The 18,976-nt window shown below is 44.4% G+C and carries 15 protein-coding genes; 8 read left to right on the top strand and 7 right to left on the bottom strand.

Features of this window, described 5'->3' with window-relative positions; genetic code table 11:
* Positions 1 to 250 precede the first annotated feature (250 nt).
* Entirely contained in the window at positions 251 to 1,507 is a 1,257-nt protein-coding gene (locus Q0590_RS02505; RefSeq protein ID WP_302035896.1) for an Hsp70 family protein, read from the top strand.
* 129 nt (positions 1,508 to 1,636) lie between these two features.
* Positions 1,637 to 2,626: an arabinan endo-1,5-alpha-L-arabinosidase gene (locus Q0590_RS02500; protein ID WP_302035895.1), complete on the top strand. Its 990-nt coding sequence runs from the start codon at positions 1,637 to 1,639 to the stop codon at positions 2,624 to 2,626.
* A 96-nt stretch (positions 2,627 to 2,722) separates the two neighbouring features.
* Here Q0590_RS02500 and Q0590_RS02495 read toward each other — a convergent pair whose 3' ends face one another.
* From Q0590_RS02495 to Q0590_RS02485, 3 genes are all read right to left on the bottom strand, one after another.
* Complete coding sequence (locus Q0590_RS02495; protein WP_302035894.1) at positions 2,723 to 4,858, bottom strand: plastocyanin/azurin family copper-binding protein; 2,136 nt, start codon at positions 4,856 to 4,858, stop codon at positions 2,723 to 2,725.
* Positions 4,859 to 4,941: 83 nt separating this feature from the next.
* Positions 4,942 to 6,720 (bottom strand): 3-keto-alpha-glucoside-1,2-lyase-like domain-containing protein, encoded by a 1,779-nt coding sequence (locus Q0590_RS02490; protein WP_302035893.1) that lies wholly within the window; start codon positions 6,718 to 6,720, stop codon positions 4,942 to 4,944.
* 236 nt (positions 6,721 to 6,956) lie between these two features.
* Positions 6,957 to 7,988: a helix-turn-helix domain-containing protein gene (locus Q0590_RS02485; protein WP_302035892.1), complete on the bottom strand. Its 1,032-nt coding sequence runs from the start codon at positions 7,986 to 7,988 to the stop codon at positions 6,957 to 6,959.
* 470 nt (positions 7,989 to 8,458) lie between these two features.
* Here Q0590_RS02485 and Q0590_RS02480 point away from each other — a divergent pair, with 470 nt between their 5' ends.
* The 6 genes from Q0590_RS02480 to Q0590_RS02455 all read left to right on the top strand — a co-directional run bounded on the left by Q0590_RS02480 (position 8,459) and on the right by Q0590_RS02455 (position 14,227).
* The gene (locus Q0590_RS02480; RefSeq protein ID WP_302035891.1) at positions 8,459 to 9,499 is read left to right on the top strand and encodes a hypothetical protein; all 1,041 of its coding nucleotides are present in this window, start codon (positions 8,459 to 8,461) and stop codon (positions 9,497 to 9,499) included.
* 89 nt (positions 9,500 to 9,588) lie between these two features.
* Positions 9,589 to 10,329, top strand: a complete 741-nt coding sequence (locus Q0590_RS02475; protein WP_302035890.1) for a long-chain fatty aldehyde decarbonylase — start codon at positions 9,589 to 9,591, stop codon at positions 10,327 to 10,329.
* Positions 10,330 to 10,333: 4 nt separating this feature from the next.
* Positions 10,334 to 11,251, top strand: coding sequence for a fatty acid desaturase family protein (locus Q0590_RS02470; RefSeq protein WP_302035889.1), 918 nt, complete (start codon positions 10,334 to 10,336; stop codon positions 11,249 to 11,251).
* A 13-nt stretch (positions 11,252 to 11,264) separates the two neighbouring features.
* Entirely contained in the window at positions 11,265 to 12,368 is a 1,104-nt protein-coding gene (locus Q0590_RS02465; RefSeq protein WP_302035888.1) for a hypothetical protein, read from the top strand.
* On the top strand, positions 12,355 to 13,464 hold the full coding sequence (locus Q0590_RS02460; protein ID WP_302035887.1) for a DUF3419 family protein: 1,110 nt from the start codon (positions 12,355 to 12,357) through the stop codon (positions 13,462 to 13,464). Before Q0590_RS02465 ends, Q0590_RS02460 begins: the two co-directional genes overlap by 14 nt.
* 43 nt (positions 13,465 to 13,507) lie before the next feature.
* The gene (locus Q0590_RS02455; protein WP_302035886.1) at positions 13,508 to 14,227 is read left to right on the top strand and encodes a hypothetical protein; all 720 of its coding nucleotides are present in this window, start codon (positions 13,508 to 13,510) and stop codon (positions 14,225 to 14,227) included.
* A 64-nt stretch (positions 14,228 to 14,291) separates the two neighbouring features.
* On the opposite strand, the gene Q0590_RS02450 is transcribed toward Q0590_RS02455, so the two are convergent.
* From Q0590_RS02450 to Q0590_RS02435, 4 genes are all read right to left on the bottom strand, one after another.
* Positions 14,292 to 15,095, bottom strand: a complete 804-nt coding sequence (locus tag Q0590_RS02450; RefSeq protein WP_302035885.1) for an NIPSNAP family protein — start codon at positions 15,093 to 15,095, stop codon at positions 14,292 to 14,294.
* A gap of 62 nt (positions 15,096 to 15,157) precedes the next feature.
* On the bottom strand, positions 15,158 to 16,267 hold the full coding sequence (locus tag Q0590_RS02445) for a glycoside hydrolase family 26 protein (RefSeq protein ID WP_378410437.1): 1,110 nt from the start codon (positions 16,265 to 16,267) through the stop codon (positions 15,158 to 15,160).
* A gap of 73 nt (positions 16,268 to 16,340) precedes the next feature.
* Positions 16,341 to 17,330 carry an L-glyceraldehyde 3-phosphate reductase gene (mgrA, locus tag Q0590_RS02440; RefSeq protein WP_302035884.1) on the bottom strand — a complete coding sequence of 330 codons (990 nt, stop codon included), beginning with the start codon at positions 17,328 to 17,330 and terminating at the stop codon, positions 16,341 to 16,343.
* Positions 17,331 to 17,419: 89 nt separating this feature from the next.
* A complete protein-coding gene (locus Q0590_RS02435) occupies positions 17,420 to 18,970 on the bottom strand; it encodes a TolB family protein (protein ID WP_302035883.1) in 1,551 nt (516 codons plus the stop codon).
* Positions 18,971 to 18,976: the final 6 nt, after the last annotated feature.

The following is an 18,976-nucleotide window of genomic DNA, read 5'->3' as shown; positions in this document are numbered from 1 at the left end:
TTTGTTTCCAGAAATACTCACTTTCAATGGGCTACTTGAGCAGTGCATTAGTTAGTGGTTTGTTTAAAGCATCTGCAGGCGGGTTTCTGGTTATAGAAATTGGTTGGCATCCTTCCCATAATATATTCAATAGAAAATAGATGAATTTTGCAGGTGTATATGCTAAAGATGAAGCTGATAATAGTAAATTTGCCGCCTTTACTAAATAGCAGCTATCACAAATAGCTGCTCTATTTCAGGTTACGTATTCATGGCAACTATTTCGTGTGGTATTGATTTTGGAACATCCAATTCTTCAATTGCCCTAGCTAACAATCAAACAATACATCTGGTACCGGTAGAACATGCACATGTGACTATACCTAGTGCTATTTTCTTTCCGGAGCAATCGGCCGTTCCCGGTTTTGGCCGCGCAGCTGCTACGTCCTTTTTATCTAAGCAAGCCGGCCGGTATATGCGGAGCCTGAAGCGGGTGCTGGGTACTTCCTTGGTTAATCAAGGCACTTTGATTAATGGAAAAGTGATAAAATTCGACAGCATAATTTCTCTGTTTCTTAAGAATATTAAAGAGAAAGCTACTACGCTGGTTGGCCAGGATATTGAGCACGTTGTAATGGGAAGGCCGGTGCATTTTATAGATCATGATCCTGCAGGAGACAAACGGGCCGAACAGGAATTAAGAGCTATTGCACAGGGGCTGGGGTTCAAAGATATTGCATTTCAGTTTGAACCTATTGCCGCTGCGTTTGCCCATGAGGTGCATATTCCCAATGAAAAATTGGCCCTGGTCGTTGACTTAGGAGGCGGTACCTCTGATTTTACTGTGATCAGGCTTTCGGCTACGTATATACACAAAAAAGACCGCTTGCAGGACATACTAGCTAATACTGGTGTACGCATTGGCGGCAATGAGTTCGACAAAAATTTAAGTCTGGCGGCTATCATGCCTCACTTGGGGTACAAAAGCACCTACGGAGAGAAAAACCTGGAAATTCCACTTAAACTATATCACGATTTATCGGAGTGGAGTAAGATTAACTTTTTGTATACCCTCAAAATTATTTCTCAGACCCGGCAACTACTTCATCTTTCCCATGATAAGAAAAAGCTGAGCCGGCTGTTACGTATCCTGGAACAGGAAACCGGCCATACCTTGCTGACCAGAGTAGAAGAGACGAAAATTGCTTTAACTACAGCGGATTTATATGCTACTTCCCTGGAATTCGTGGAACAGAATTTATTCATCCATACTGCCCGTACACAGTTTGAAGAAGCCATTGCTGACGAAGTAACTAAAATTGCTAACGCGGCTAGCGAATGTGTAAAACTAGCCGGCATCCAACCTAAGGACATAGAGCTGGTTATTCTGACTGGCGGCTCCACAGAAATTCCTTTAATTCAAGATCTGTTTAAAAAACTGTTTGAGAATGCAGCACTGTCAGATGAAAATAAGCTATCTAGTGTAGGGCTTGGCCTGGCATATGATAGTCATCGGAAGTTCGGGTAAGCTGACAAGAAATGAGGCGTTAGTAAAATACAAGGGATTTCTGCCGGTAACCTGCTGAATAAATATTATATTTTGCAAGAAATATAAGATGGAAATAACCTAAGCAAGGTTACTCCTCAATCCAACCGTATGAAACCAGTCATCACAGCTATTCTATTTCTTCTGCTTGCTTCTCAAGTGGCCTATGCTCAGCCAGCTACTATTCCAGTACATGATCCGGTGATGATTAAGCAGGATAATACGTATTATCTGTTCTGTACTGGCAGAGGAATTTCGGTATGGTCTTCAACAGATATGCAGAACTGGGAAAAGCAAAATCCAGTGTTTGACACGCCGCCTGCCTGGGCCGTGGCGGCGGTAGCTGGTTTTAAAGGACACATCTGGGCTCCGGATATTAGCTTTTACAACGGAAGATATTATCTGTTTTATTCAATTTCAGCTTTCGGTAAAAATACCTCTTGCATTGGGTTAGCCAGTAATACTACATTAAATCCGGCTGATACGGACTTTAAATGGATAGATCATGGAAAGATCATTGAGTCGGTGCCGGGTAGGGATTTATGGAATGCCATTGATCCTAACCTGATTGTAGATCAGACAGGAACGCCGTGGCTTTCGTTTGGTTCTTTCTGGAAGGGAATAAAAATGGTTAAACTAACCGATGATCTATTAAACATTGCCCAATCTCCACAGCAGTGGTATACCCTTGCCAGCCGTCCGCGAAGCTACACCACCGCCGATACCCTGGCAGGAGAAGCCGCCATAGAAGCTCCCTTTATTTTTAAAAAAGGCAAGTATTACTATTTGTTCGCCTCTTTCGATTATTGTTGCCGGGGCGAAAAAAGCACCTACAAAATGGTAGTTGGCCGCTCAGAGCAAGTTATAGGTCCTTACCTGGACCGCAATGGTGAAAAAATGCTGGCAGGTGGGGGTACACTCGTGTTACAGGGAAATAAGCAATGGTATGGGGTAGGGCATAATGCGGTATATACTTTCAACAATCAGGATTACCTGGTCTTTCATGGGTACGATGCCTCCGATAAAGGCAAAGCTAAATTGCATATTAAAACCCTGCGCTGGGATCAGGAAGGATGGCCCGTAGTTTCTTTTGACCAATAGTGTAGATCTACTGATTACCTCAACGTCATAACAAAAGAATCCCGGAAGCTGATTTACCTTCCGGGATTCTTTTGTTTAATTAGTATGTAGGGCTATTTACTTCACCACTTTCATAATTCCCTGCATGGAATAAAAGTGGCCCGGAACTGAACATTCATAAACATATTCGCCCGGTTTATCGGGAGCTATAAAATAGATGGATTCTGAGGCATTTGGCTGAAGCAGATTTGTATGATACAATACCTTGTTGGTTTGAGGAATGTAATTTTTTTCCTGACCTGATAAACCTAGTTTCATAGCCAGTTCTCCTACTTCCAATGCCGTACCAGGCAATACGACAACAAAGTTATGCAGCATATCATCGTTGTTGTTGAACACTACTTTCACCCGGCTACCTGCCTTTACGGTGAACTGAGCAGGATCAAATTTTAGCCCTGGTTTAGTACCCATGGTAATCCGGAAATCGCCTTCATTTGGCCAGGAAGCAGGTTTTTCTGTAACCCGTTTAGCCATTTTTCCTTCAGCCGATGCACTGGCTGTAGAGGGAGTTGAATTACTTTTGGTGGAAGGAGTACCTGTTGTAGAAGCCGCATTCTTGCTAGTAGAAGCATGCACATGTGCAGGAGCCGCTAAAGCAATATTTAGTTTTTCTCCATCTGGAACGTGATTTAGCGTATAGTAGGCTACATTGTGTAATAAAGGTTTGCCTTCAGAAGAACGCACCCCTTCTGTGCTTATTTCGTGAATATATCCTTCCCGAAGGCCGTCAACCACCAGCCGGGCTTTTAATCCATCTTCACTTACCGCTATACCCCGTACCTGGCAAAGTTCATTATTGATTACCGGGCTACCATAGGCAGCCTGGTATTTATAGGTAAAGCCGGTGATTTTATAAGAGGCCGGATCTGCTGCAATGGTACGGTCTACTGGCATGGTAAATTCAATGTCGAAACCATCTGGCATCGCACGTACGGTTTTCATTTCAAAAGGCATTTGCCCAGTCCATACCACGCGTTGCAGGCCAAATAACTCTTTACCAGTAGAAGACCAGCCACGGCTAGTCATGCCACTAAACATAGAGCCGTCATTTCCCCATACCAGGCGCAGGATGCCAGAAGAAAAACCTTCGCGGAAAGGAAAAACCACGCCCTGGTACTCACCTTTTACTTTTTCCATAGCTACCCGCATAATCTTACTTTGCCCCTGGTCGCCTACAAATAGCTGTCCATCAAAAGGGCCGAACTTACCTTTGGTATTGTCTAACAAGATACCTGAGGTAGATATGCCCAGAATGCCATGTGGAAACCAGATGGCAGGCGGTTTTAAACCGGATACCCGTTTGGCTACTTCATTCATAGGCTCTCCGGTATTAGGAATATCTTCTGGCTTTAGTTTGATGGGAGAACCCGGTAAACTAGACCATTTGAGGCCTTCCGCATTACCTGCAAAGTCTCCTTTTTCCAGGTGGGTCATCCGGCCGGAGCCAACCCAGTCGCCCTGATTTTCTGTGTAAAAAATATCTCCTTCGGCATTAGCAGCAAAGGCAGCTGGCGAACGTAAGCCAGCCGCTACCGGTGTCATTTTGCCATCCGGGGTAATTTCCAGCATCCATCCCCGCCAGGGCACCAAACTTACCCCATGTCCTAAACTATTGCTCCATCCCAGGTTCAGCGTAACCAGCATGTTTCCATTTGGCAGAAATAGAGGTCCATAAGAGTATTCATGGTAATTACCCGAAAGTGGCCAGGAATATATTTTATCATATGAATCGGCTACCTCGTCGCCATCCGTATCGCGCAGGCGGGTAACTTCACTTCGCTGGGTTACATAAATATCACCATCTTTATACGCCAGCCCCAGAGGTTCATGCAAGCCATAGGCATAACGTTTATACGTGGGCTGTTGGTTACCGGAAATGGCCGGATTTGAAACCAGCCATACTTCGCCCCGGCGGGTACATATAGCCAGGCGTCCATCGGGCAAGGTAGTCATGCCGCCTACTTCCAGAACAATGCCTTCGGGGATGGGTAAAGATATAAGTTTGTAAAAATCGTCTTCTGTTTGAGGAACGGCGGTAGTACCTTCCAGACCTTTGGGCGCAGGAGCTGGTTGTTTGCTGCCAGTAGCCGGGTTTACTTTGGGTTTTACCTGAGCTATAGAAGTATGATTGTCAAGCGCCAGCAAAGCGCAGGCCATACAAACAGCTTTAATAAATTGATTGGGTAGCTTCATGTTTTTATTGTTGTTGGCTTGTATGGAAGCTGTTCGTTTCTATACAATTGCCGTGGAAGTTTATCTGATGTTTAATTAACCCGTTACCATACGATAGAATAAGTGATGGAGCCTGCTTTATTTTCGGCCGTAACCGGTAGCAATAGTTCTTTGGTATTCTGTGAGGTATTCCGGATAACAGGTTTGGCTTTTGCCGGCAGTTCCACCAGAAATTCCTTGTCATTGATGGCATACAATCCGTTGGGTAATTTAGTAATGGTTGATCCTTCAGCCACCCGGCACCAGATTTCTTTCTCTTGCCCTGGCGTTACCTGGAAAGAATGAGACAGTTTTCGTCCGCCATCCTGTGGTTCAAACGATTCTTTAATACTGGCGGTGCCCAGGGTATATTTAAACACTGGTCTGCGGGAAGCTTTGTCAATATCGTAGCCAACATAGGTATAGCTGGTACTAGAGTCTGGCCAGGCAGTAGTTTGATTGGTAAGTGTTGCCAGGGAAGGTTTTCCAGATAGTTCCAGTACACTTCCCCGGGGAACGGCTAATTGTGTTTCGCCACGGCCATGCCACATGGGAGTAGCTTCTACAAATTCTCCACGCCATACATGTAACAGTTCTCCGGTACTTAAATCTAGGGTATAGTTCAAATTAGTAGGCTCGCCAACGGATAATACATGCGTCCGCTTTTTTCCTTTGTGATTGATAAAACTCCTGACCATGGTGGGCTCCTGACTGGCTTCAATAGTAATGGCACTTACCGGTTCTACTACCCGCAATGGGGCATTTAGGGAAGTGTAGGCAATGCCTGGTCCTTCAACAGCCAGCGTAATATTATTGCTTCTGGCATACCAGTATCCATAATTTTTGAAATAAGAAAGGGTAATCGGATGTTCGCCAGCCTGCAGGGTTACCATAGCTGAACCGGTGCCACTGGTTCCGTTCAGTTCTATCAGTGGTTTGTCGCCAATACGGAAGGAGCCAAATCCATTGGGGTTCTCAGGCCGGTTATCGGCCGGAATCCAGTCTAAACTGAGGTTGAACAGGTATTCGCCAGATTGAGGTACCCGGATGGTTCCGGTAATAAGGCCACCAAAATTATCTCTGGTTCCAGAACCCTGATGATCCAGTACATCAATATTTAGTTCTTTCACCGGGGTCAGTGAATTGAGTTCTGCCAAGCTTTTAATCTTTCCTTCATAAGCCTTCAATTGCAGATTGGTTAAAGTAACCGGCTCAACTCCATACGACTTATATTTAATATTGCGGATAGCTACCGGCCCATGATCTCCCTGAATCATTAAGGGGCCAGTGGGTTTTTCATCAGTAAAGGCAGCAGAACGGGTAGGTCCGGTAACTTCTACATTTTCATGAATCGTTACACCATTATGGATTACTTTGACAAAACGGGCATTGGCTATTTTCTCGCCAGATGCATTAAACCTGGGTGCCTGAAAAACAATCCGGTAGTGTTGCCATAAGCCGGGGGCTTTGCTTACATTCTGGGCAGGTGGATGTCCTTCATAGCCTTTTCTGCCTTCGGGCCTGCTTTCGTCCCAGCGTTGGTAGATGGCCCCGCAGTCGGATGAGGTAGGAGTTGCCGTTCCCCAACTGTCGAATAACTGAATTTCGTAGCGGCCTTGCAGGTATATGCCTGAATTAGAGCCTTTATCCATCATAAACTCCAGTTCCAGGTCTATATCTCCATGCTCCATTTTAGTAAACAAATGGTCTTTATTTTTGTCGGAAGGCGCATTTGCCACAATACCGCTGCCAGAACCTGTTTTGCCGGATTCTGCTTTGTTTATATCATAGTATACATCTCCCACCACTTTCCAGTTATTACCAACCGGCTTAAAATCATTCAAACTCTGAAGATTAACAAGGGTATAGGGCAACTGTTTTGTTTGTGCAAGAAGATTGGCAGCGGAAAAGAGGAGACAAAAAATAAGAGAGAACAGATTAGCTTGCATAGTGAATCATAAATGAACAATGAGTGTACAAAGTTGAGCATTCAAAGCAGTGTAAACAATAGCAGACGTGAGAATTGTGATAAAAAATATCCAGAAAAATCAAAAACCGGAAAACTGCCCGGTTCTTATACTCACCTTTGTTCCTGCATTTTTTTCCGGTGTTGTTTTATATTTTCATACATTTTATTAAAGAACCGGTTCCGTTCTTTTTCGGAGATCTTGCTGATCAGCACAGATTTTTCCATTTGAATTTGCAACCAGCGGTATACTTCATGGCAGAAAGCATGGTTAGTCGTAGTTAAATAATCAATGGCATTGTAGCTTACCAGTACGGAACTAAACGAATCAGCTTGATGAAGAATGGTATTATCCAGGAGCAATACTTCATTGTGGTACAACTCAAATTTCACAGGTACGGCAGCTGGAGTTGCCGTATGAAGCAGTTTCTGGCCGGTTTCTGCCTGCAAGTGTACATGCTTAACCAATTGTTCCAGCTGATCTACCAGGGCTAAGGGAATAGCCGGATCGGCAAATAACCCAGCTTCATGGTAGTAATAAATTTGCCGCAGGGTACTGTTGGTAGTTTCTTCATTCCATATTTCTACGCCAGGCGTCTGAAAATAGCTATCCGAAATAGCATTGCTCAACTTCATGTACTCATCTGGTATACTCTCAAAAGAAAAGGGCAGATTTTTAAATTCAGGAACCCCCTTCACGGTCTTTAGCCAGAAAAATAATTTAAATTTCCCGAGTGGCGGAAACATAAAGTGGTAGAATACCGGAATGTCTTTGGCCGCATAATAGCACATACAGTGCTTAATCAGCCGCATCTTTTCAAAGTACTCCCGGCTGTAGCGCAGGTAATCTGCAAAGGTTAAGGCTTGTTCATGAATGCTGAACCGCCGGAATATAACGGCTTCTTGTGGCTGGGGTATTATTTCATCCAGAGCAATGTGGAAGTGTTTACATAAAATGGCAGCTTCTTCTAAGGAAACAGGTGTTTCAGAACGTAATCTACGGTAGGCACTGTCGGTGCTGATGCCCAATAGATCAGCTACTTCTTCTACCAGTGAGAGATGACTGCCTAACCCATTTTTTATCTGTTGGAAAAGCTTTTTTTGCAGGGAGAGCTCTGAAGGAGGAGCCGTTGTAAGTTTGTTCATAGGAGCAAAAGAAAAAATCAGTATACCTTATTCACAATCGGGTTTTACGGGCAGAGCCAATCTGGCATACCATAGCTGAACTTATTGCCTGTGATAAAAAACAATAAAGGGGGAATATTTTTTTGGGTATTATACTAAATATAAAAAAATCTTACCAAAATACTTGCAAAAAATGCAAATAATTTCAGTAGCCTGGCAGATTTTATTAAGGCTGCAGGTAAAATTCGCTACGCTTAACTGGGTTTGGTTTGTTCTGCTAAAAAAATAGTAGATGTGCTTGAGAATCAATTAGTGTCTGTTAAAAAAATACAGGATATTTCTTATAGGAAAACACTCTAAGAGTATAGATATTGAATAGCGTATATTTGCAGGTGTGGAGGTCTAAAATAAGAGAGGGAAGCTGGTAGCAGACTTTTGCTTTTGTTGCGCATTTTTCCATTAGGATTATCAGAAAAATTAAATGTTCATGTATGATCAGGCTGGCTACCTTTCAGGACAATGAAGACTTACTGACCCTTACCGCCAGTAATCCGATGCAAGGAGCCATTTCGCTACGTATTGACCGGAAGCCTGATTTCTTCCGGATATTACAGGTAAGAGGGGAAAGTATTACTTTTTTGCTGGAGAAAGATAAAAAGGTAGTTGGCAGCTTTTCTGCATCCAAAAGCCACGTTTATATTCAGGGACAGCTGACGCCCCTTTACTACTTAAGTGATCTGAAGGTAGATGCGGGTTACCGGGCAGGTGTATATGCCTTCCGGCTGGTGGCCCGCATGTATCAGTATCTTCAATCGAAAGACGCTGACCTGTTGTTTTGTACGGCTGCACATGGCAATAGCCTGGTACAACCACTGTTTAATGGACGGGCGGCTATTCCGAAATTTACTTCGCTGGGGCAGTTTCAGGTATTTCAGCTATTGCCTTCCGGAAAGTCCGTTTCAGGCATTCATCCCGATATCCGCTATGAACCATTAGAGCAACCTTTGTGCAACTTGTTTAATGAGTTCTACAGAGGCTATCAGCTGGGTAAAATAATCCAGGCAAACAACGATACAACAGCCTTAGTCGCCTATGAAAACACTGAGCCTGTAGCTGCCCTTACCTTACTGGATACCTTGCCAATGAAGCAAAACGTAGTTGTAGGTTTGCAGCCGCATCTGCGGGCAGTAGTCGCCTTGTCTAATACCTTATTTACCTACTTACCCTTATACCGCTTGCCCGAAATTGGCCAGGTAGTGAGAAACTTATATGTAAATAATTTTTATTATAAACCCTCTCAGGAAAAAGCCCTGCTGGCACTGATCCAGGTAGCCCGGAATATAGCTTTTACCAAGCAATACCATTTTTTAAGTATTGGCTTGCACGAAAAAGATCCGCTGCTGAAGCATTTCCGGGGGCTTCCAAAGTTTGAATTTAAGTCGTATGGGTATATTACCAGCCTCAAAAAAAATACCCAACTGATCCAAGCGGTCAGGAATGGTATTCCTTTCGAAGATTATTCTCTGGTGTAACCTGCTAAATATAGTCCATAGAGGCTACATCTATTTTTTGAGTTCAGGATACCTGTTCTATCATGTCAAACACTTAAACCATATGCATCATGCAAGAAAGCTTCACTTTAGAATCAGAAACCGCCAGAGCCCGGAAAGTAATAGGCGATGTAGTATCCCAGGCTATTACCGGGGAACTTGTGGGTATGTCAAATTTTGCTTCCCTAGCAGGCGTAATCCCTGACTTGCATGAGAAAATGGAGGCCGTAGAACATGCCGAAAGTGAACGGCAACATGCGCTGGGCTTTATGCAGGTAGCTGCCAAATACAACTTACCAGTACGGGCCAATATGGAAGGCTATTACTGGAAAACCATCCGCGAAAAATTTCTGCATTATGCCCGGCTTCAGGATTTTATTGCCTGCTTAATTATACAGGAAGTAATGCTGGAATCGTTTGCTGTGTCGATGTACAAAGATGCCGGAGAAGCTATAGGCGGTGAAATAGGGGCTTTGTTGCTGCAAACGTCTGAACAGGAAAAAGAACACCTGCACCATGCGACTGAAATTCTGCAACAAGAATTAGCACGAAAAGGCCATGTATTTACAGACACCTTTAAAATTCTGCATGAAGATGTAATGACGGTGCTAGCCCAGTGGACTGCCACAGAAGATATACAGGGACATTGTGGAATATGTAACGGCAATTGTATGAAAGACGACCTGGAAGAAATCGGACTTAGCCTGAGACAAATCCGGGCCAATGCATTTAAGACCTATGCCCAGGCGTTGGATACCATTGGCTTGCCTGGTGAACAAACCACTGTCTGGATCATTAATCTTCCCTTTTAAGGTTATGCCAGATAATCCATCGTATCCGATTCCTTACCGGTTGAACCTGGCAGTAGCCATGAGTGGTGCAATTGGCAGCCTAACCGTACTTTACCTGGGTTCGCATATTCAATCAGTGGGCATGCAAATAGGTCTGGCTAGCCTGTTTGCCTTGCTGATGATTCCGCTGTATTCACTAATTCATGAGGCAGAACACCGGGTGGCTCACCCAGACAGCCAGATCAATGATTGGTTGGGTGTGGCTTTATGTGTCGTGTTTATAGCCCCGTTTACTTTTCTGAAAAAATGTCACCTGAACCATCACCGGCATAACCGGACTGATTACGAAATGTGGGATTTGTATTATCCCCATCAGCGGAAGTGGCTACGGCGGATATACTTGTACAGCATCCGGATTGGGGTAGAGTGGCTCATGGTTGTACTTTCGGTTGTGCTGTTTGCTTTTGTACCCAGACTGGTATTCTCCAGATTATTTAGCTGGAATAAGGAAATTAACGGAATTATTAAAGGTACAGAGCATCAGAAATTGTTGTTCCGCATCCGGCAGGAGAGTTGGCTGGTCATAATCTTTCAGATAGCCCTGTTTTTCCTGCTGGAACTGCAAGTAAGTTTCCTACTGATGGCTTACCTGCTGCATGCATTTGTGTGGTCGTCGCAGAACTATGTTACCCATGCCTTTTCACCGAGAGATATTGTACAAGGGGCACATAACCTGAAAATGCCCGTATGGATGAGAGTACTTTACCTGAATTTTAACTTGCACCTGGCGCACCACCAGTACCCGAAAATTTCCTGGATTCATTTACCGGTGTTTACCCGGAAAGATCAACAAACGTATTCTTTCTGGCAGATATACCTCCGGTTGTGGAAAGGGCCGGAAGTAACGCATGAGCCTTCGCCTGCTTTAAAACCTGAAACCTAAGCCACTCAACCCTATGCCGGGAACATATCCTACAACTGAAAAAAGTGATTTTGCTGTGTTGGGCCATCAGGAATGCTGGGAAAATGTGTATCCTTTTATCCATCAGGTAAGGGATGCAAAGCTGCGGGCTATTCCGGAAGAAGACATTAAATATCTTTTTCCGTACTTTCCGCCCAGAAGCATCTTCCGCATCACGGTTCACTCTATTCAGCCAGACAAGCAGATTTGCGGGCATTATATAGAAACTTTTCTGCCACCTGACCGGCTGGATACAGTATTCTCCAAAGAGAATCTGCGTAAAGTTAGCGAAGCGGCTATCTGTGCCGATAAATTACAAGTTCCGGTGGCTACGCTGGGTGGGTTTACGTCTATTATTCTGGAAGGGCAACTGAATTTGCTTCCTGCCGGCTTGCAGACACAATTTACGACTGGCAATACCCTTACAGCTGCATTTATTGTACAAAGTTTGCAAGATGCCTGTGCGTTGCTTCACAAGGATATTTCCCAGAGTCATCTTCTGATTATTGGAGCTACCGGAGATATTGGGTCAGCCTGTGCGGGTTATTTCTTAGAGAAAGCCGCTAAACTTACCCTGGCCGCCCGTAACAGGCGCAGGTTGTATGAGTTAAGCACTAAACTTTCAAAATGTACGGTTCAACTAGCTGATTCGGTGGAAGAATCAGCAGCGGAGGCCGATATTATTATTGCGGTAGCCAGCGCTACTAACGTAAAATTACCGCACGTAAAGCCCGGCGCCATCATCGTAGATGCCGGGTTTCCGAAAAACATTGATGCGACTGCCCTGGATCTGCGCAACGTGCATTTGTATTTTGGCGGCATGGGCTACGTAAGCGGTGGCTATTCCTTTTCTCCGGACTATAAACAAACCTTATATCATTTTCCTGAAGACAATATAGCACATGGTTGTGTACTGGAGGCGGCTGTGCTTGCTTTCGAAAATAAACGGGAATCTTTTTCACAGGGCAGAGGCCATATTACTAGTGAAAAAATGGACCAGATCAGCACATGGGCCCGGAAACATGGCATTGTTCCGGCTCCTTTCTACAATCATCAGGGTTTGTGGCAAATTCAAACAAAGAGGTATGACGACAACTAGAAAAGACCAGGTAGGACTGAATAAGCTCATTTTTACCTTAAACTGGGAAGATCCCGCCTCTGATAAAGCAGCTTTACAAATCCGGCCGGGCGACAAAGTAATGACCATAACTTCCGGTGGCTGCAATACCTTTGAGTTGCTGCTGGAAGGCCCTGATAAACTTTATGCGGTAGATATCAATCCTGCCCAATCGTGGCTTATGGAGTTGAAAAAAGCAGCTATTGTGCAGTTGGAGTACCAGGAATTTATGGCTTTTATGGGCCTAGAAGAAAATAATACCAGGATAAAGATTTTTGAAAAATTACAACCCCATTTATCGCCGGAAGCTTTATACTACTGGCAATTAAACCAGCAGCTACTTGAAAAGGGCCTCCTGATGTCAGGCCGGTTTGAAAAGTTTGTGCAGCTGGCAGGGCGGCTCATGCGCATACTCCAGGGAAACCGTACCGTACATCAGGTGTTTGAGGCAAGCACCCCGGCGCAACAACAGCAATACTATGACCAGAAGTTTGATACCTGGCAATTCCGCTTGCTTTTCAAGCTTCTGTTTAACAAACGTATACTAGCTAAAAGGGGCCTGAGCGCCGATTATTTCTACTTTGATGATGGAAGCCGGTCGTTTGCTGAAAGTTTCTACAGGCGGGCCAGGCATGTCCTTCGGGATTTGCCTACTCAGCCTAATTATTTTTTATCTCTGTATTTACTGGGCAAATATCACAATCTTGAGCAGGTACCTGCCTATTTAAAAGAAGAAAACTTTAGTAAAGTAAAATCTCTCATCCACCGCCTGAATATTATTACAGCTGATGTAAAAGTATGGCTGCAATCTATGCCCGAAAGCTCAGTTGATTGTTTTAGCCTGTCGAATATCTGCGAGTTGAAAAGTGAGGAAGATACCGCTTTGTTGTTTGAAGAAATAGCCAGAGTAGCTACACCCGGTGCCAGATGCCTGTTCCGCAACCTGATTATTCCCCGCGAAGTACCGGTAGCTCTGCAGCAAACCATCCGGAAAAACGAAACACTGAGTACGCAGCTACTTCAGCAGGACCGCTCTTTTGTTTACGGCAAAGTAGCCGGCTATACTGTGAGTAAATAATTTTTTAAAGTAGACGAGTAAAGTTCAATCTACCCTTTTTGTTATGAAAACTTATATCCTAGTGCTGTTACTAACAGCGCAACTACCCTTATATGCTCAAAAAGATACGGTTCGATTCTCCGGATGGAAGCTAACCTTGCATGTAGGTGGAACATTGGGCGGACCTGTAACAAAAGTTGTTGATGAAATGAATACACACAGCTTTAATCATACCATGAACAGCATGTTTTGGGGGACTACTACCACTTATCCAAAGAAATTGCAACGCATCAGCTTTCAGCTAGGGGTTGAAAATAATATTGCGGGAAAATGGCTGGTGAAAGGGATGCTGGCTAACCGCTATGGGAAAATAATAGGTTTTTCACCGCGGTGGAGTGAATTTACCACTATCTACTATGGAACCACATTTGCAGTTCTGGGAGGGATATATTCCAAAATCCAGTCTACAAGATTTGCTATGGGCCCTGCTCTTCATTTTACAGGCTTCCAAGCCAACCGTGAATCGAGCAGTTTCCCGGAAAGGTCTTTTACCAAGGTTGGTTTTGTAGTGGAAGGAGGCGTTCGTTTTCCTAGGAGAAAAAGAGTATTCATCGATTTACAAGCCCAGTATCAGTATGCCGGTAAAGAGAAGGTTGGGCCGTATACATTTGTAGGAGGCGAAGGCCCAGGCATAACCTTCGGACCCATGAATGTATCTTTCTCGCATCTCTCACTCACGGCTGGCATCGGTATCCGGCTGGAGAAAGCTAAAGTTATTAAATAAAGAGAGCTGAAAATAATTCAGCTCTCTGTACGTAGTTAGCCTTTGAGTAGATGGCACAAATGAGTTATACCTGTGAGAAAGCCGTAGGTACTAGAAATGTTCTGGTGATGTTGGATAAGATTTTATCATTGGCATACTCAGGCATCCCGCTGATTTTTTTCCATTCCGGATCACTGCCAAAGGTTTTCCAGTTTTTGTCGTGCTCGGCCATATCATCGAAGGTAAGCATATAGGTAAGGTTAGGCAGCATCGAGCCAATAAGGGCTTCGCCAAAAAACACAGGAGTTAGTCCTACACGTTTAAAAATGGTTATTTCGCCACCTTCATTAAACATTTCTATTTTCTTTTTGCTAGCTGTTTCATTATGGCTTTCGTAGCGCCGCAGTTCAAAGAGACGTGGTTTTTTCTCCGGCACTTCCATTTTAGGCATATTGGTAAATGCTTTAAAAAACGAACTTTCTATGCGTTCGTAGGCTGGCTCGGTGGCCTGTGCCTCCAGATAAGCTGCTGCCCCTTGTTTGTAGGCAGCATCAGCTGCCATTTTCTCAGGTGCTTTTATGAAATCATCCATCGTCGCATACGGAATAAGGGCAAACAACTTAGTATAGCCTTGCGCTAAATATTCTGTAAACACACCTATTGTTTTGCTGCCGAGTTTGTTCATGGCCGGAATGAGGGCATTCTGAAGATACCCTTCTACCAGTTTCTGTTGCCGTCCATTTTTTAGGCTGTATACCCGGAGTTCGTAAAATTCCTGATTGGCGCTTTGTTGTGTTTCTTGAGCAGCAGAAGCCATGGTAGCCTGTGGTACCATACCAGCCACTGATCCGGCTAGGAGAGAGTTCTTTACAAAATTTCGTCTTTTCATTAGTACAGTAAAAAATAATAGTGAAGTAAATAGGTTTAAGTTTTTATGAGCCAACAGTTGACTTACTTCATATGATACATATCTGGTAAATCAGCTTCAAATAACGTATAGGGGTCCTGGTAAAATTTCATAAAGTCGGGTACACTCGGGTGATCCGGATACGGTGCATAATAATGTGTAGAGCTTTTGGCATCGTTGCGCCATACCAGTACATACGCCAGTTGCATTTTTTCAGCTTTCAACGATTGTAATAAAGAAGCTGTCCACCAATCTTTATCCGCAATGGATTCCAGGCCTGTTTCCGTGAAAGCGGCTAGTTTTCCGGCTTTCTGCGCATAATCGGATACAATTTTGAGTTTTTTTATGCCAGCCTCCAGGTTGTATTTTCCATTCCTTCCAAAGTCTCCATAATTGTCCATACCCACCATATCTACCCATTCGTCGCCTGGGTAACGGTCCAGAAATTCGGCTTCTGAATTGAATTTGTTATCTGGTGAGAAAGCATACAGAAAATTATGCACGCCTAACTCGTTGCGTAAATAGGATACGGTAAACCGCCAGAGGGAGATAAACTCATCCTTTGTACAATGGCTTTTGCCCCACCAGAACCAGTCACCGTCAAACTCATGATAAGGCCGGAAAATCATAGGGGCTAGTTTTCCGTCTTTGCCTTTTACTGAGTTGGCCAGATCGGCTATGGTACGGAGAATTTCTTTGTACTGCGTATGGTGTGATCCACCAGGAATGATGTTTTTTACAGCCGGAGCCGAAACAGAATCTTTCCAGTAGAACCCGGTTTGTGGCGTTACCAGATTGCTGAAATGCCAGGCAACCGTAATTATGCCACCCCGGTTATAGGTGTCAACAATCTGTTTTTTGAGAGAAGCTTTACTTTTTTCTATCTCCTCTTTTGGCCGGCCAGATAAACCGCTAAAGTCAATGCCAATTACTGCCGGATGCGAACCAGTGACCGATTTAACATCTGAGCGGCCTTCTTCGCCGGACCAGCCATGGCCGTACTCGGTAGCATGCTGATGGCCGAACAAAATATGCTCTTTGGATAATGTTAACAGGTTATTGAATAAGGAAACTGTTTCTTTGGTTGCCTTACGGTCAATAGGGCCTGGTTTTGCCTGGCTAGTAACTGTAGTTTCGGGCATGGTAAACGCCATGAAAGCTACAGCTGCTATCAACAGATAAAATTTATTCATTCAGGAAAACTGGTAAAAGGGTTAACCGTTGAAATTAATGTAAAATACCCTCAATCCGGGTTAGTTCTTCCGGGCTAAATCGGGTATTGTTCAGGCACTGCAATGAGTCAGCTAACTGCTCAGGTTTGCTGGCACCAATCAGTACAGAAGTAATCCGTGGATCTTTCAGCAACCAGGCTAAGGCCATCTGGGCTAATGTCTGGCCTCTTTCCAGAGCTAGTTCATTTAGCTTGCCTACTTTCATGAGCTTATCTTCAGACACCTGGTTTTCCTGCAGAAAGCCATGCGGTTTGGCAGCCCGTGAATCGGCCGGTATGCCTGTTAAATATTTATTAGTCAATAAACCTTGTGCCAGTGGGGAGAAAGGAATACAGCCCACGCCTGATTTTTCCAGTAAGTCTAATAAACCGCCTTCTACCCATCGTTCAAACATCGAATATTTTGGCTGGTGAATAAGGCAGGGTGTACCCAATTGTTGCAGAATCCGGATGGCTTTGGCGGCTTCTTCCGGCTGATAGTTTGACAAGCCTAGATATAATGCTTTCCCCTGACGCACAATCAGATCCAGAGCTGTCATGGTTTCTTCCAGCGGTGTTTCCGGATCGGGGCGGTGGTGGTAAAAAATATCCACATACGCCAGATTCATCCGCTTCAGGCTCTGATCCAGACTGGAAACCAGGTATTTTTTTGAGCCCCATTCTCCATAAGGGCCTTCCCACATATAATATCCTGCCTTAGTCGAGATAATTAATTCGTCCCGGTAGCCGGCAAAATCTTTCTGTAAAATACGTCCGAAATTCTCTTCAGCTGAGCCTGGAGGCGGCCCATAATTATTCGCCAGATCAAAATGGGTAATGCCTCTGTCAAAAGCCAGGCGCAAAATCTGGCGGCAGTTTTCGAGCACATCTACATGGCCAAAGTTGTGCCAGAGACCCAGAGAGATGGCCGGAAGTTTTAATCCGCTGCGGCCACAGCGGCGGTATTGCATGGTTTGGTAACGGTCGGAAGTAGGGGTATAAGACATTAATGATTGTTCGCTTGTTAGGTATAGAAAAGTAGATGGTTTTTCAGCGGTTTACCCTCAGACCAATAGTTGGTTTCTGAGTAAATAGCTTACTGTTTGGTAGCACTGGCATTAACCGGTTTTTGTAAAGTGATATCGGCTGTGTTGCTAATGAAGGCTACCTTTTTGCTGTCTGGCGACCAGGAAGGCGTATTAATCGTTCCCTGACCTCCATACAAATAGGCAATCACTTTAGGAGTACCGCCATTAACCGGCATCATACGCAGGTACACATGTTTGTAAAAAGGATGGTCGCCTGATTCCACTTCTTCTTTCAGGAACGATAAAAACACAATAGACTTGCCATCTGGTGAAACATGCGGAAACCAGTCATGAAAATCGTCATTGGTTAAGGATTCTTGCCCGGTTCCATCAGCCTTCATACGCCAGATACGCATGCTCCCTTCGCGGTTAGAGTTGAAATAGATATACTTTCCGTCGGGTGAATATTCTGAACCATCGTCCAGGCCTTTGGTAGTCGTAAGCCGTACTTCCGGGCCACCTGCGGAGGGTACACTATAGATATCATATTCTTTATTCCGTTCTGCTGTAAAAATCAAAGTTTTGCCATCGGGTGACCAGCCATGCAAATAGGAAGGACCTTTGGGGGTAATTTGTTTAGGTGTGCCGCCCGTAACTGGTACAGTATAAATAATAGAACCACCCAGTTCTTTAACTCCGCTGCTCAGGCCAAGCATTTTTCCATCAAACGAGAGTACATGGTCGTTGTTATTATTTTTTACATCGCCCGTGTTGAGTACTTTAGGTTTGCGGCTCGCCAGATCAAAGGTATAAATCAGGCCGTCGCTGTTATAGATCAGGGTTTTGTTATCGGGTGTCCAGTTGGGCGCTTGCAGAGACTTGGGAGAAGAGTAAATAACCTCCCTGTCCCCAGTGTTTACATCCAGTATTTCCAGGTGGCTTCCCAGATAATCTCTGTATGGAACGAGGCTTGCCGGGGCAGGAACTGTGATGCGTACATCTTTAAAAATTCCTTTTTCTACTACATCTTTATTATGTGAACCCACAAATAACCCTACATATACTTCATCACCCAGCTTCAATTCTGCTACCTCTTCGGTTACAAAGGGTTCGCCAAATTTAGCTACCCGCATGGTATACGTATTGCCTTTTCTTTCCAGTTCAATCACATCAGCACCGGTAAGTTTAGATTTTAATTCATCGGTCTGGGCTCCGGTAGTTTTCCGGTACTGGAGGGAAGTAAGGCCGTCGCCATGTACCACGGCATTGATGTGAGCTGAATTACTATCCAGACTGCTGCGGACCATCCAGCCCACTTTCCGGTGCGGGTCTACGCCTTTACCTACAAACTGGGCACGCGTATAGACGATAAAATCACCTTTCATACGTTTCCAGGCATAATGAAATTCATCGTGATCAAACCACACATTGTAGCCAGCGCCGCTTAGTTCATATTGCCGGGTTTTAGCATTATAGGAAGTGCTGCCTGGTTTGCGTACAGCACCCACATCGCCATAGCCTTCAAAAATGCCTACAGGTTTGTTCTGGGAAACGGCGGGCACATGTATAATTAACCCAAAAAGCAGGGCTAATAATGAATAGTAAAATTTGCTTTGCATGAAGAA

The sequence above is a fragment of the Rhodocytophaga aerolata genome, from assembly GCF_030503435.1.
Lineage (GTDB): Bacteria > Bacteroidota > Bacteroidia > Cytophagales > 172606-1 > Rhodocytophaga > Rhodocytophaga aerolata.
This window is presented reverse-complemented; position numbering and strand designations above follow the sequence as displayed.

Coding starts and splice junctions, on each gene's coding strand:
- Q0590_RS02470 (WP_302035889.1), top strand. CDS start 10,334: ATGCCAGATAATCCATCGTATCCGATTCCTTACCGGTTGAACCTGGCA.
- Q0590_RS02445 (WP_378410437.1), bottom strand. CDS start 16,267: ATGGCGTTTACCATGCCCGAAACTACAGTTACTAGCCAGGCAAAACCA.
- Q0590_RS02500 (WP_302035895.1), top strand. CDS start 1,637: ATGAAACCAGTCATCACAGCTATTCTATTTCTTCTGCTTGCTTCTCAA.
- Q0590_RS02480 (WP_302035891.1), top strand. CDS start 8,459: ATGATCAGGCTGGCTACCTTTCAGGACAATGAAGACTTACTGACCCTT.
- Q0590_RS02455 (WP_302035886.1), top strand. CDS start 13,508: ATGAAAACTTATATCCTAGTGCTGTTACTAACAGCGCAACTACCCTTA.
- Q0590_RS02465 (WP_302035888.1), top strand. CDS start 11,265: ATGCCGGGAACATATCCTACAACTGAAAAAAGTGATTTTGCTGTGTTG.
- Q0590_RS02485 (WP_302035892.1), bottom strand. CDS start 7,988: ATGAACAAACTTACAACGGCTCCTCCTTCAGAGCTCTCCCTGCAAAAA.
- Q0590_RS02495 (WP_302035894.1), bottom strand. CDS start 4,858: ATGAAGCTACCCAATCAATTTATTAAAGCTGTTTGTATGGCCTGCGCT.
- Q0590_RS02505 (WP_302035896.1), top strand. CDS start 251: ATGGCAACTATTTCGTGTGGTATTGATTTTGGAACATCCAATTCTTCA.
- Q0590_RS02475 (WP_302035890.1), top strand. CDS start 9,589: ATGCAAGAAAGCTTCACTTTAGAATCAGAAACCGCCAGAGCCCGGAAA.
- Q0590_RS02450 (WP_302035885.1), bottom strand. CDS start 15,095: ATGAAAAGACGAAATTTTGTAAAGAACTCTCTCCTAGCCGGATCAGTG.
- Q0590_RS02435 (WP_302035883.1), bottom strand. CDS start 18,970: ATGCAAAGCAAATTTTACTATTCATTATTAGCCCTGCTTTTTGGGTTA.
- mgrA (WP_302035884.1), bottom strand. CDS start 17,330: ATGTCTTATACCCCTACTTCCGACCGTTACCAAACCATGCAATACCGC.
- Q0590_RS02460 (WP_302035887.1), top strand. CDS start 12,355: ATGACGACAACTAGAAAAGACCAGGTAGGACTGAATAAGCTCATTTTT.